Genomic DNA, 13,042 nt, shown 5'->3' on the forward strand with positions numbered 1-13,042 from the left:
ACACGCCTCCGGTTCCGCCTCGCGCAGGAATCGGCGGCGGGGCCGTTACGATGCGCAGCGCACTGCACCGGGGTGTAGCGCAGCTTGGTAGCGCGCCACGTTCGGGACGTGGAGGCCGGGAGTTCAAATCTCCCCACCCCGACCAACGGGCCCTGATCAGAGCATCTCTGATCAGGGCCGAGTCGTTCGGTTCGTGACGCATCGGACGTCGACTTCTGTGCAGCTCCATCGCTGCGCACGAAAGTCGGCCGGAGGTCAGTTTCCCACGAGGCGAGTTCGCAGGGCGGCGAGCGAACGGCGACCGTCGGTGGGGGTCGTGGCCAGCACCACCACGTCGTGTCCCTCGCCGAACCGGCACCCGACGGTCAGGTCACCCACCCCGGTGTCGATGTCGACGGCTGCACGTGGCTGATCGACCGAAACGTCGTCCGGTTGCTCGCCCACGTCGAAGGTCACGGACGCACCGACCATCGCCCGGGCGGTCGGTTCACTGTGCACGCCGAGGTCGGTCATCAGGCTCTCGTGTCCCGGCACGCTTCGGCCCGCAGGGATCCGAACGGTGATGTCGAGTCCTCGTGCCAATCGGGTGGCCACCTCCGCTGCCAGGACCGAGTCCGATTCGGCACCCGACGTCAGCGTCACCGACGCCGGACGCCGTGGCGCATCGGTGTCGACGACCAGGACGTCGACACGGGCATCGTTGCGCAGACGTTGCGCGAGGGCGTACGTCTCGTCGCCCCGGTCGGCCAGCACCACCAGGTTGGGGCGGGTGCGCCCGACCTGAGCGACGAGCTCTCGGCCGACGTCGTCGGTGAACTGCGACAACGGCACCGAACGGATGCCGGCGTCCTCCAGTGAGCGAGCCATCGCCGACACGGCTTCGACGGCGCTGGTCATCGCCCCGAGGTCGCCGATGAAGCCGGTGCCCAGCTCGCCACGAGAGCGCAGTTCCCCGAGACGACTCAACACGATCTCGGAATCCGGCTCGCTGCGCGCCATCCCAGCAGCCAGATCGATCTCGGGGCCGACTTCGTCGGGGTCGTCGATCAGGACGAGAAGGCGATACGCGTCGGTGAGGGCGAGCCGACGGAGTTCGGCGTCGGCGAGATCGTTCGCGATCAGATCGTCGGAGTAGGTGAGGGAGAGCAGCGGGCCCGAGATGATCGTGGTGGCCACCGCGGTGGTGACCAACACCGTGAACATCGTCGTGTCGAGCACCCCGATGTCGCGACCGATCGACAGGATCGCCAGCTCCGTGAGTCCCCTGGTGTTCATCAGGCAGCCGACCGCCATGGCCCGTCGGCCGCGGAATCCACTCGCCCGAGCGCCGAGCGATGCGCCGATGAACTTGCCGGCAGTGGCCACCACCAGGAACACGACGAGCAGGAGCAGCCCGTCGCCGTCGAGGGCACTCAGGTCGACGCCCAGCCCCGTGACCACGAAGAAGACGGGCAGCAGGAGCAGCACGCTCACGCTCTCGAGGCGTTCTGTCGTCTCCTGCAGGATGCCGGTGGTGCCGATGCGTGGGACAGCTGCGCCGAAGAGGAAGGCACCGAGGATCGGAGAGATGCCGAGCCACGTCGTGAAGCACGCCGATGCGAGCAGCCCCACGAGGAGTGCGGCCAGCAGGTCGGGCGTCATGGACCCGTCACGGCCCCGGGTGCGTTCGATCAGGCGCGCCAGTGCCGGCCGCACGACGACGAACAACACGACCACGAACAGGGCGAGACCGCCGAGCGTGACGGGGACCCCGGCGAGTCCCGAGGCTGCGGAGACGGCCAGGACCACAGCGGCGATGGCCCACACCCCGATGTCGTCGACGACGGCGCATCCGACGAGGACCGGACCCATGCGAGTCCCGAACAGCCGCCGTTCGTCGAGGATGCGGGCGAGGATCGCAAAGGCACTCCCGCAGATCGACAGGCCGCAGAACAACACGAACGGCACGTACTCGACCGAGACCGACTCCGCCGCCGCTCCGATCCCTCGGAATGCGACGTCATGACTCCCGTGGATCACCACACCGACCAGTGCCCCACCGGCGAACGCGACGCTGATCGACGAGAGCGAGATCGTGACCGCTGCTCGACGATCGTTCGACAACACCGAGACGTCGAGTTCGAGTCCGACGATGAAGAGATAGAAGACGAGACCGAGCTGGGCGATGATGCGCAGGTACGGCACGATGTCGGGTGGGAACAGCAGCTCGTCGAGGCCTCCGGGGAGCACGCCGAGCATCGATGGTCCGAGCACGATGCCGCCGACGACCTCGCCGACCACCGCCGGCAGACCGATGCGTTGGAATGCCCACCCCAGCAACCGCGCCGTCACGACGATGACGCCGATCCCCGCGAAGACGAGGATGAAGATGTCGTCTGCGCTGCGGTCCATCGCCAAGAGCGGCACGGCGAAACAGTACATCCCGGCGGTTCGGCTCTGGGATGGTCGTACGAATGGAGGAGTCCGTGTCGATCGCCGCCCGGGAATCGGATCTCCTCCTGTGCCAGGATCGAGCGGTGGGCAACCCGAACGAAGCACGACCGGTACTGCTCGCCCACCGTGGAGGCGCCCAGGAGGGGAGTCCGAACAGTCTCGAGGCGATCCGGTCGGCCAGGGCCCACGGCGCCGGCGGTGTCGAGATCGACGTGAACGAGTCCGAGGACGGAACCCTGTTCGTCGTGCACGACGCCGTCTACACGACCGCAGCGCGTTGGATCAGCGACCTCGCCGGCCACGACCTGCCGCCGGTCGACGGAATCGAGTGGAGCCGACGCGACCTGGCAGACGCGGTGGAAGCGGCCTCGGCGGACGACCTGGTCGTCTACCTCGATCTCAAGTCGATCCGACGGACGGGCGTCGAGAGAATCCTCCGGGAGTGGAACGAGCCCATCAGGGCGGGCCGGATGATCCTGGCCTCCACCCGTGGTGAGGTGCTCGCGTACGTCGCGGAGCGTGTACCCGCTGCCACGACGTCGTTCCTGTACTACGACCCGCAACTCGACATCAAGTCGCTCGCCTCCTTCGTCCGACCGACGTACATCCACCCGTGCTTCGACCACCTCCGGGATCCTCTCCGTTCGGTGGACGAGCACTTCGTCGAGCGAGCACGAGCGCTGGACTTCGGGCTGGTGTCGTGGAGCGAGAACGACGGCGGACGCGTGGGGCGACTGGCCGATCTCGGATTCGACTACATCTGCACCGACGACCTCGACACGGCGACCGCTGCGATCCGCCCGGTCGAGGTGTGATCGACGCGCGGGTCCGCTCGTGTCAGGCGGGCGGTCTGGCGGCGAGCACTGTTGCGTGGTCGAGCGGGCGTGCGCCGTCGGGTGGCGGACGGACGTCGACCTCGGCGCCGACGAACCCGACATCGTGCAGGTGAGCGACGACCGTCGGTGGGAAGAGTTCGAAGGCCGTCGTCACGGCGTGATCGAAGGGTGCGCCGTGACGCTCGGAGGTCGCCGCGGCGAAGAACGACACCAGGACCGGAGCGCCCGGTTCGAGCGTCCGCATCCACTCCGCGAACACGTCGGGCAGGAGCGAGGGCGTCAGGTGGATCAACGAGTATCTCGAGACGATTCCGCCGAGTGACGAGTCGGCGGAATCGAGCGCCGTGAGGTCACCCAGACGGAAGTCCGCGTGGGGGAAGGCGGTGCGAGCCTGCTCGATCTGCCCCGGCGACAGGTCGACGCCGATGGTGGTCAGGCCGAGCCCGTTCAGGTGGTGGACGACGTGGCCGGGTCCACACCCGAGGTCGACGACCACGCCGATGCGGGGAGCGGCCAGTTCGGTGAACCTCGCGAGCCACGCCCGAGCGGCCGGATCCTGGTCGAGGTCGCCGAGGAACAGCGACGCGTACTGCTCGGCAACGGCGTCGTAGGACTCACGGATCTCCGCCGATCGTAGACGCTCGCGATCGCGAACCACTCGCGTCACTGGGGGATCGGGGCCCGATCGCGGTAGTCCTCCCACTCCCATTCGCTGCCGTAGTCGTCGAGCAGGTCGAGGAACGGCTTCGGCGGGAGCGCCTCGGGTCCGACGATTCCCACCGCCGACCAGACGCCGGTGGCCATCAACTCGATCGCCACCGCCGGCATCACCGCCGTCTGCCAGACGACGGCCTGGTGACCGAACTCCTTCATCGTCCATGCGTTGTCGACGAGGTGGTACACGTACACCTCGCGCGGTTCACCGTCGAGCCCCGTGCCCTTCACCCAACTCCCTGCGCAGGTGCGACCCGTCATGCGGTCGCCGAGGCTCGCCGGGTCGGGAAGTGTGGCCGCCACGAGATCCCGTGGTGACACGTTCACTCCCTTGACGTCGACCCCGGTGGTCGAGTCGAGCTTCAGGCGGTGCAGGGTCTTGAGCACATCGATGAAGTCCTCGCCGAGGCCGTACTTGAACGTGACCCGGTCGACGTCGATCCACCGCGGCATCAGGATCACCTCCTCGTGCTCGACGTTCACGCAGGTGACCTCGCCGATGCCCTCGGGGAAGGTGAACACCTCGGGTTCGCTGAACGGCTCGGTGGTGAACCAGCCACGCTCGCGCTCGTACACGACCGGTGGGTTCAGACACTCCTCGATGGTGGTCCAGATGGAGAAGGTGGGGGCGAAGTCGTGGCCGTCGACGACGAGGTCGGCTCCGTCGCGCACGCCGATCTCGTCGACCTTCGAGAACAACTCGTCGGCGGCGAAGCGGGCGGCCACGTCGGAGAAGCCCGGCTCGACGCCCATCCCCACCAGCGCCATCAACCCACGGTTCTTCCACGTGGGGTGCTCGGCGAACTGCCCGTCGCCGAGGCGGATGCCCGTCCGGTTGTAGGGGTCGTCGGGGTGCGGAGTGGACAGGTTCATCGCCATGTCGACGTAGTTGCACCCGGCGTCGAACGCACCGAAGAAGATCGGCGGATTGAACCTGGGATCACACGCGTTGAGGATCACGTCGGCACGCATCGCACGTGCCAGGGCGGTGACCGATTCACGGCTGCTCGCATCGACGTGGGCGGCGGCGAATCGGACGTCGCCACCGTGTTCCACGACGCGTGCGACGGTCGAGGCCGCCCTGTCCAGGTCGATGTCGGCCACCGTGATGTGTGTGAACACCTCACGCGTCGCTGCGATCGAGACGAACGCCGACCCCACACCACCGGCACCGACGACGAGGACACGCATCGCGCCAAGCTACTCAGAGGCGGGAGTTCGTCGGCCCACCCTGCGAGCAGGACGCGACGACGCGGGCGAGGCGCGTCGGTGCCTACGATCGGGCGATGCCGCCGGCAACGAGCTCGACCGACGCCGGGTCGTCGCTCTGGGCGAGTCAGGTCGGCCCACCGGGTGCGGTTCGGCCCGCCCTCGACGGCGACCGGCGCGCCGACGTGGCGATCATCGGGGCGGGCTACACCGGGCTGTGGACCGCCCACTCGATCCTGGCCGCCGAGCCGACGATGTCGGTGTGCGTGCTCGACGCCGAGCACGTCGGGTTCGGAGCGTCGGGTCGCAACGGGGGGTGGTGCGTCGGTGAGATCGCCGGAGGGCTGCACAAGGCGATCGCGCTGTCGCAGGCCACGGGCGGCGGCTCCGACGGCGGGGTCCGCCTCACCCGGGCCGTGATGGACACCGTCGACGAGGTCGGCCGAGTCGTCACCGCCGCCGGCATCGACTGCGGGTTCGTGAAGGGCGGCGTGATCCGGCTCGCCCGCACCCGCCCGCAACTCGACCGCCAGTTCGCCGAGGTCGGCGACCACCGTGCTGCGGGCTTCGACGACGACGACCTGCGCCTGCTCGATGTCGGCGAGGCACGCTCGATGCTCGCAGCCACCGGCGTCCTCGGTGGCGTGTACTTCGCCGCCGCCGCACGTGTCCAGCCGCTGCACCTCGCGTCGGGAGTCGCGCGGGAGGTCGAACGACTCGGCGGCGTGATCCACGAAGACACGCGGGTGATCGAGGTCGTCGCCGGTCGATCGGGCGGGGCGCCACGAGTCGTGACCGAGCGGGGGACGGTGACGGCCGATGTCGTCGTCCGGGCGACGGAGGGTTACACCGGCGGCCTGCCGGGTGAACGACGCTCGCTGATCCCGTTCTCCTCGTCGATGGTCGCGACCGAGCCGCTGTCTGCAGAAATGTGGGACGAGATCGGGCTCACCGACCGCCAGACCTTCGGTGACGACCGTCGGATGGTGATCTACGGTCAGCGGACCACCGACGACCGGATCGCCTTCGGCGGACGTGGAGCGCCCTACCTGTTCGGGTCGAAGGTGCGCACCGACCACTCCGACCCGGCGGTGTCCGACCGCGTGGTGCAGTCGCTGCACGAGTTGCTGCCCGTGCTCCGCCGGGCCGAGATCACCCATCGGTGGGGTGGCGTGCTCGGCATCCCTCGCGACTGGCGGCCGTCGGTCGGCCTGGATCGAGCGACGGGCGTCGCGTGGGCGGGCGGCTACGTGGGTGAGGGCGTCGCTGCCGCGAACCTCGCCGGCCGCACTCTCTGCGACCTGATCCTCGAGCGTGACTCCGACCTCACCACCCTGCCCTGGGTCGACCATCGCTCCCGGCGGTGGGAGCCCGAGCCCCTGCGGTGGGCCGGCGTGACGTCGATGCTCCGACTCTCGGCGTTCGCCGACCGTGACGAAGTCCGAACCGGGAGACCGTCGCGGCTCGGCGCCGTCGCCGACCGTCTGCGCTGACGAGGTGTACGGTCCGGAGAATGCCGCGGCCCGACGACAACGGACCCGCCGAGCCGCTGCTGGCATCGGTCCTCGTCACGGGCGGCGGAACCGGGATCGGCGCAGCACTGGCTCGCGAGCTCGCAGCCCGGGGGTGCGACGTGCTCGTGACGGGTCGCCGCCAGGGTCCTCTCGCCGAGGTCGCCGCATCGTCGGCGAGGATCACGACGCTCGTCGGAGACGTGACCGACGCGTCGCACCGCACGGAGTTGGCCACGGCGCTGGCATGTCTGCGCGCGCCAAGGGCGGTCTTCCACGGTGCCGGGTACTTCCAGGCCGGGCTCCTCGACTCGCTGTCGGCCGACGACTGGCGACGCTCGTTCGACATCAACGTGCAGGCGCGCTGGGAGTTGTCGCTCGCGTGCGCGTCGGCACTCGACGGCGGGCGGATCCTCTTCATCGGGAGCGACGCCGGGGCAGCACCGCGGGCCGGTGCGGCGGCCTACTCGATCGCGCAGGCCGCATCGGAGACGCTGCGCCGCTCCCTCCAGGCCGAGTGGGCGGACAGCGGGATCGCTGTCGGTGCGTTCAAGCCGGGGCTGGTGGACACCGACATGGTCCGTGGGTTCATGCGGCTCGCACACCGTGACTTCCCGGCGAGGTCCGCCTACGACGAGTACCTGGTGAAGGGCTTGATCGCGTCGGCGCGTGACGTCGCTCGCTTCGCCGCCTGGCTCCTGCTCGACGTCGCCGCCGCCCGGTTCACCTCGACCGACTGGGACGTCCGCGACGTCGGGCACCATGGCGAATGGACCGACGGGCCGCTGTATCCCGACGCACGGTGATCACCGGCCGGTCGGGATCTGCTGGGTGATGCAGTGGATGCCGCCCCCTCCGTAGGCGAGGATGCGACTCGACACCCCGACCACCTCGCGGTCGGGGAACGCGGCGCTGACGATCGCCAGCGCGTCGGCGTCGTTGCCATGGTCGGCGGTCGGGACGACCACACCCCCGTTCGCCACGTAGAAGTTGAGGTAGCTGTTGCGGTGGGTGTCGCCGCCGACCTCGAAGTACGAGTGCTGCGGCAGTTCGATCACTTCCAACGGAGACCCGGTGGCGTCGACGGCATGTCGCAGCACCTCGAGGTTCGCCGCCATCCGACCGTGGTTCGGGTTCGTCGGGTCGTCGCACGACTGGGTGATCACCTGGCCGGGACGGACGAATGCGCACACGTTGTCGACGTGGCCGTCGGTGTGGGTGTCCTCGACCAACCCCCACGGCAGCCAGACCACCGTGTCCACGCCGAGTGTGCGGTGCCATTCGGCCTCGATCTGCGCCCGCGACATCTCGGGGTTGCGGGACGGGTGCAGCACGCACTGCTCGGTCGTGACCAGGGTGCCCGCCCCGTCGACGGTGATCGAGCCGCCCTCGAGGACCATGAGCGAGTCGCGCCTCGTCTCCCCGAGGTGGTCGAGCACCGCCGCAGCGACCGCGGCATCGGCATCGAACGGGGCGAACTTCTCGCCCCAGGAGTTGAACACGAAGTCCACGCCGGCGCGACGGCCCTGCGAGTCGACCGTGAAGACCGGACCCGAGTCGCGCAGCCAGGAATCGTCGATCGGCAACTCGATCACGGTCACCTCGCCGGGCAGCGCGCAGCGTGCCTCCCCACCCTGTCCGGGAGCTGCGATCATCGTCACCGGCTCGAACGTCGCGATCGCCGCAGCGGTGTTCGTGTAGTCGACCACCGCAGCGTCGAACTGCTCCTGCCACAGATCCCGCCGAGTCGGCCACGCCATGAGGCACCCGTCGTGCGGCTCCCACTCGGCCGGCATCCGCCACCGCGCTCCGACTCCGGCATCGGGTTCGGTCACGTCGGGCGGCCCAGGTCGGAGTGGTGTGCGAGTCGTGCGTAGGCGTCGGGGCGACGCGTGTAGATCAACCCGAAGTCGAGCCAGTCCTCGCGTTGACCGAGGTCGAGTTGGGCCACCAGGACGGCGGGCCGGTCACGCGGTGCCTGGACGACGGTGCGGCCGTACGGGTCGGAGACGAACGACGACCCGTAGAACGTGAGTGGGCCTTCGGTGCCGATGCGATTGACCGCCACCATGAACGTCGCGTTCGCAAGCCCGTTGGCGGCGATCATCTGATGCCACATCGGCTGGGAGTCGAAGCCGGGGCGGTGTGGCTCGCTGCCGATGGCCGTGGGGTACACGATCACCTCGGCGCCGTCGAGTGACATCACGCGCGCCAACTCGGGGAACCACTGGTCCCAGCAGGTGGGGAAGGCGAAGCGGGCGCCGGACACCTCGGTCACCGGACAGCCCGTGTCGCCCGGCTCGAAGTACACGTCCTCGTGGTAGTACTCGAACTCCGGGATGTGCGTCTTGCGGGTCCCGGCGACGAGAGCACCGGTGCCGTCGACGCACACGGCGGTGTTGTAGCCGACGCCACGTGACGCGATCGGCTCGCCACGCTCGAAGAGCGACGCGTGCACGGCGATGCCGTGTTCGACGGCCAGCGAGCGGATCAGCGCAACGGTCGGCCCGCCCTCCAGGTCCTCGGCGAAACAATCGAGCGCATCTGCCACGTCGGGTTCCACGCAGAAGTACGGCGACAGGGTCAACTCCTGGAGCAGCACGATCTCGGCACCTTCCGCGGCAGCCAGCGCCACGCCGGCGCGCAGCGTCGCCTCGTGGGCGGAGGCGTCGGGGTGCCACGCACACTGCACCGCGCCGACGCGCAGCGGCCGCTCGTCCGTGCGGTCGCCGCGGAACGGCGAATCGAGCGCCGTGTCGGACACGATCACGTCGAATCGATCGATCACGCCGTCACCGCCGGGCGTGTCGGCGTGTTCGTCACGAGTCGAAGCCCAGGCCGAGTCGGTCGAGGGTGCGGAGCCAGGCGTTGCGTCGCCCGTGCTGGTCCTCGCGGTCCATCGACCAGCGGGTGGCCTGGATGCCGGCGAAGCGGAACGGTTCGGGCGGGAACGGCAGCGGCTTGGACCGGACGAAGTCGGTCTGGGTGGCGATCGTCTTGCGACCCTGGAGCAGGTCGAGCATCGTCGACGCGGCGAACCGCGTCGCCGCGACACCGAGGCCGGTGTAGCCGACGGCGTAGACGACCCGGTTCTGCATCGCCGATCCGAAGAACACCGAGAAGCGGGTGCTCGTGTCGATCGCGCCACCCCACACGTGACTGAACGCGACGTCCTCCAACTGCGGGAACGTCTCGAAGAAGTGCTCGGACAGCTTCGCCCACGTCTCGGGCCGCGACTCCAACTCGACGGAGGTCTTGGAGCCCCAGTAGTAGATGGCGTCGTAGCCGCCCCACAGGATCCGGTTGTCCGCGGTGAGACGGTAGTAGTGGAACTGGTTGGTGATGTCGGACAGCCCCTGGCGCTTCTCCCACCCGATGCTCGCCATCTGCTCGGCGGTGAGCGGTTCGGTCACGAGGCAGTAGTCGTACACCGGCACCATGTAGCGACGCACCCGCTTCAACAGCGGCTTGTCGGCGTTGGTGCCCAGCACCACCTGCGCACAGCGGATCTTGCCGAGCGGGGTCGTGACCAACGTGCCCACGCCGTCGGTCTCGACGTCGGTGGCCTTGGAGTGCTCGTAGATCCGCACGCCGAGGCTCTCGGCCACCCGCTTCAGCCCCCACGCCAGTCGGGCGGGGTCGACCAGTGCGGCACGCCCCGACCGGAACAGCCCGGCGACGTACGTGGGCGAATCCACCTCGGCGCGCATCGCGTCGGTGTCGAGCCAGTCGACGGCCTGACCCATGGACCGCAGGGTGTCGTGCTCCTCACGCAACTCGTCGACGTACGACGCAGGGTGACCCGTGTGGGCGACGTCGATCACGCCGGTGCGCTCGTACCCGCAGTCGATGTCGTAGCGCTCGATCGCCGCCTCGATCTGGTTCAGGTTCTGGAGGCCCAGTTCCTCCAGGACGTCGATCTCGTCCGCGTGACGGGCGAGGCCGTTTCCGACGCCGTGTGTGAGCGACGACTCCATGAACCCCCCGTTGCGGCCGCTCGCAGCGCCGCCGACCTCGCCCTTGTCGATCAGCACCACGTCACGCGACGGGTCGCGCTCCTTCGCGATGACGGCGGCCCACAGCCCGGTGTAGCCGCCACCGACGATGCACAGGTCGCAGTGCTCGTTGCGCACCAGGGTCGGGTTCGAATCGGGGATGTCGACGCTCTCGGTCCAGAACGGGATCGGCTCGGCGTCGGAGATCGCGTTCAGCGCGCGCTGCGACACTGCGGCGTCGAAGTCGTCGGGACGCTCGGATGCCAGAAATCTGGCCATGGTGGTCCTTGGTTGATCGGGAGGGTTCGTTCGGATGGGCTGGGTGGGCTGCGGTGACGTTCAGCGGGACTGCCGCCGGCCGCGCAGTGTGCCGATCAGCGTGCCCGACGCCATCAGCAACACCGACACCAGCAGCACGATGGTGGCCAACACGTTGATCTGCGGCGAGAACGAGTTCTTGAAGCTCGCGTTCACGAACAGCGGGAACGTGCTGAGCGAGCCCGCATTGAACAGCGTGATGATGAAGTCGTCGAGCGACAGCGCGAACGAGAGGAGGGAGGCAGCGAGGATCCCCGGCAGGATCAGGGGGAACGTGACCTTCCAGAACGTGCGCATCGGAGATGCCCCCAGATCCTGTGCGGCCTGTTCGAGCGTCCAGTCGAACCCGCGCACGCGGGCGCGCACCGTGAGCGCCACGAAGCTGATCTGGAACATCACGTGGGCGATCACGACGGTGTTGAACCCGCGCGTGATGTCCTGGTCGAGGAACAGGGTGGCGAGCGACGAGCCGATCACGATCTCGGGGGTGGTGAGCGGCAGCACCAGCACGAAGTCGAGCACCGCGTTGCCCTTGAAACGGTAGCGGGCCAGTCCGATGGCGATCAGGGAACCCAACACCGTGGCGATGACCGTGGAGATCGCGGCGATCTTCAGGCTCTCGACGAGAGCGTCGGTGAGCGCTTCGTCCTTCAGCGGTTCGCGCCAGTTGTCGAGCGTGGCGTTCTGCCACACGAAGTTGAACTTCCCCTTGGGTTCGTTGAAGGAGAAGAACACGATCCACAGGATCGGCAGGAACAGGTAGACGAGCACAGCTGCGGCGAACAGGTTCAGGCCCCACCGCACGACCGACCCCACGGACGACGACGGTGCGCTCACGATGCCACCTCCATTCCGCGGATCATGCGAGATCGTCGGTCCCGAAGAAGCGGCTGTAGATCACGACGAACACGGTGATGATCGCCATCAGCACGAACGACATCGCGGACGCGACCGGCAGGTTGTTCTGGACGAGGAACTGGTTCTGGATCGACTGGCCGATCACCGACGTGTTCGGATTGCCGAGGTACTGCTGGTTCACGAAGTCACCCGACGCGGGGATGAACGTGAGTAGCGTGCCGGCGAACACTCCGGGCAGCGAGAGCGGGAACACGATCTTGAAGAAGGCCCGCACCGAACCCGAGTAGAGGTCCTTCGCCGCGTCGACCAGGTTGAGGTTGATCTTCTCCAGGCTGACGTAGATCGGCAGTGCCATGAACGGCAGGAAGTTGTAGGTCAACCCGCCGATCACCGCCGCCGGTGTGTTGAGGATCTTGTCGCCGTCCATGATCCCGACGGCGTCGAGCAGCGGTTGCACGCCGATCGCGTCGAGCACGTTGGGGATCGGTCCGGTGTCGGCCAGGAGGCTCTGCCAGGCGATCGTGCGGATCAGGTACGAGGTGAAGAACGGGATGATGATCAACCCGAGCAGCAGACCACGGTACTTCCCCCCGCGGAACGCGATCACGTAGGCGAGCGGGTAGCCGAGCAGGATCGTCAGGATGGTCGCCACCGCTGCGTACCCGAAGCCCCGCCCGAACTGCCCGCCGAAGTCGCTGAAGGCGGTGGAGTAGTTCCCGAAGTTCCAGTCGAACTCGGCCTTGACGGCGAACCGACTCGGCAACGTGGACAGCGAGTTGCGCAGCAGCGTGACCAGGGGTGCCAGGTAGAACAGTGCGAGCCACAACATGCCGGGCTTGAGCAGGCCGTAGGGCGCGATCTTGCGCCGCGCCTCGGGGCCTCCCAACACCGCCGTCACCACGAGCATCACGATGGTGCCGAGCGTGAGGGCGAGGGCGATGACGGACACCACCCCCGTGACCAGCCTCGTGCCGACGAGCACGAGCAGCAGACCGGCGAGGACCAGCCCGGCGAGACCGATCCGTTCGGGATCGATCGGTCGACGGTCTGTGTCCGGGGCGTCTCCGGGTAGGTCGGAGCCGTCGTCGGGGTTGCTGACCGAATCGAGACTCGGGTCGGAGATGGTCACGGGAACGGGTGGCGATCGGTGTCGGGTGCGGGGTCGATG

General features: G+C 68.3%; 11 protein-coding genes and 1 tRNA gene. 4 read left to right on the top strand and 8 right to left on the bottom strand.

The window, feature by feature from the left end; genetic code table 11:
* Positions 1 to 68: 68 nt before the first annotated feature.
* Positions 69 to 145: transfer RNA gene (locus ABJK40_RS09635), tRNA-Pro, on the top strand.
* Between the two features lie 110 nt (positions 146 to 255).
* Here the strand turns inward: ABJK40_RS09635 and ABJK40_RS09640 are convergent.
* Positions 256 to 2,406 carry a cation:proton antiporter gene (locus ABJK40_RS09640; RefSeq protein WP_348479258.1) on the bottom strand — a complete coding sequence of 717 codons (2,151 nt, stop codon included), beginning with the start codon at positions 2,404 to 2,406 and terminating at the stop codon, positions 256 to 258.
* 47 nt (positions 2,407 to 2,453) lie between these two features.
* Here ABJK40_RS09640 and ABJK40_RS09645 point away from each other — a divergent pair, with 47 nt between their 5' ends.
* The gene (locus ABJK40_RS09645; protein ID WP_348479259.1) at positions 2,454 to 3,248 is read left to right on the top strand and encodes a glycerophosphodiester phosphodiesterase; all 795 of its coding nucleotides are present in this window, start codon (positions 2,454 to 2,456) and stop codon (positions 3,246 to 3,248) included.
* 22 nt (positions 3,249 to 3,270) lie between these two features.
* On the opposite strand, the gene ABJK40_RS09650 is transcribed toward ABJK40_RS09645, so the two are convergent.
* Together ABJK40_RS09650 and ABJK40_RS09655 are read right to left on the bottom strand one after the other, a co-directional pair.
* The gene (locus ABJK40_RS09650; RefSeq protein WP_348479260.1) at positions 3,271 to 3,936 is read right to left on the bottom strand and encodes a class I SAM-dependent methyltransferase; all 666 of its coding nucleotides are present in this window, start codon (positions 3,934 to 3,936) and stop codon (positions 3,271 to 3,273) included.
* The gene (locus ABJK40_RS09655; protein WP_348479261.1) at positions 3,933 to 5,174 is read right to left on the bottom strand and encodes a saccharopine dehydrogenase C-terminal domain-containing protein; all 1,242 of its coding nucleotides are present in this window, start codon (positions 5,172 to 5,174) and stop codon (positions 3,933 to 3,935) included. The genes ABJK40_RS09650 and ABJK40_RS09655 overlap by 4 nt, the downstream gene beginning before the upstream one ends.
* Positions 5,175 to 5,269: 95 nt before the next feature.
* Here ABJK40_RS09655 and ABJK40_RS09660 point away from each other — a divergent pair, with 95 nt between their 5' ends.
* Both ABJK40_RS09660 and ABJK40_RS09665 read left to right on the top strand, forming a co-directional pair.
* Positions 5,270 to 6,685 carry an FAD-binding oxidoreductase gene (locus ABJK40_RS09660; protein WP_348510246.1) on the top strand — a complete coding sequence of 472 codons (1,416 nt, stop codon included), beginning with the start codon at positions 5,270 to 5,272 and terminating at the stop codon, positions 6,683 to 6,685.
* Between the two features lie 20 nt (positions 6,686 to 6,705).
* Complete coding sequence (locus ABJK40_RS09665; RefSeq protein WP_348478994.1) at positions 6,706 to 7,509, top strand: SDR family oxidoreductase; 804 nt, start codon at positions 6,706 to 6,708, stop codon at positions 7,507 to 7,509.
* On the opposite strand, the gene ABJK40_RS09670 is transcribed toward ABJK40_RS09665, so the two are convergent.
* From ABJK40_RS09670 to ABJK40_RS09690, 5 genes are read right to left on the bottom strand one after another with little or no spacing between them, the layout of a single operon-like run.
* Complete coding sequence (locus ABJK40_RS09670) at positions 7,510 to 8,499, bottom strand: agmatine deiminase family protein (protein ID WP_348510264.1); 990 nt, start codon at positions 8,497 to 8,499, stop codon at positions 7,510 to 7,512.
* 35 nt (positions 8,500 to 8,534) lie between these two features.
* Positions 8,535 to 9,491 carry a nitrilase-related carbon-nitrogen hydrolase gene (locus ABJK40_RS09675; RefSeq protein WP_348478996.1) on the bottom strand — a complete coding sequence of 319 codons (957 nt, stop codon included), beginning with the start codon at positions 9,489 to 9,491 and terminating at the stop codon, positions 8,535 to 8,537.
* Positions 9,492 to 9,522: 31 nt separating this feature from the next.
* Positions 9,523 to 10,977, bottom strand: a complete 1,455-nt coding sequence (locus tag ABJK40_RS09680) for an FAD-dependent oxidoreductase (protein WP_348478997.1) — start codon at positions 10,975 to 10,977, stop codon at positions 9,523 to 9,525.
* A gap of 60 nt (positions 10,978 to 11,037) precedes the next feature.
* Positions 11,038 to 11,832 (bottom strand): ABC transporter permease, encoded by a 795-nt coding sequence (locus tag ABJK40_RS09685; protein ID WP_348479180.1) that lies wholly within the window; start codon positions 11,830 to 11,832, stop codon positions 11,038 to 11,040.
* Positions 11,833 to 11,875: 43 nt separating this feature from the next.
* A complete protein-coding gene (locus ABJK40_RS09690; protein WP_348478998.1) occupies positions 11,876 to 13,003 on the bottom strand; it encodes an ABC transporter permease in 1,128 nt (375 codons plus the stop codon).
* Positions 13,004 to 13,042: the final 39 nt, after the last annotated feature.

It is taken from the genome of Ilumatobacter sp., from assembly GCF_039969435.1.
In the GTDB taxonomy this organism is placed as follows: domain Bacteria; phylum Actinomycetota; class Acidimicrobiia; order Acidimicrobiales; family Ilumatobacteraceae; genus Ilumatobacter_A.

Coding starts and splice junctions, on each gene's coding strand:
- ABJK40_RS09645 (WP_348479259.1), top strand. CDS start 2,454: ATGGAGGAGTCCGTGTCGATCGCCGCCCGGGAATCGGATCTCCTCCTG.
- ABJK40_RS09655 (WP_348479261.1), bottom strand. CDS start 5,174: ATGCGTGTCCTCGTCGTCGGTGCCGGTGGTGTGGGGTCGGCGTTCGTC.
- ABJK40_RS09660 (WP_348510246.1), top strand. CDS start 5,270: ATGCCGCCGGCAACGAGCTCGACCGACGCCGGGTCGTCGCTCTGGGCG.
- ABJK40_RS09665 (WP_348478994.1), top strand. CDS start 6,706: ATGCCGCGGCCCGACGACAACGGACCCGCCGAGCCGCTGCTGGCATCG.
- ABJK40_RS09670 (WP_348510264.1), bottom strand. CDS start 8,499: ATGCCGGCCGAGTGGGAGCCGCACGACGGGTGCCTCATGGCGTGGCCG.
- ABJK40_RS09680 (WP_348478997.1), bottom strand. CDS start 10,977: ATGGCCAGATTTCTGGCATCCGAGCGTCCCGACGACTTCGACGCCGCA.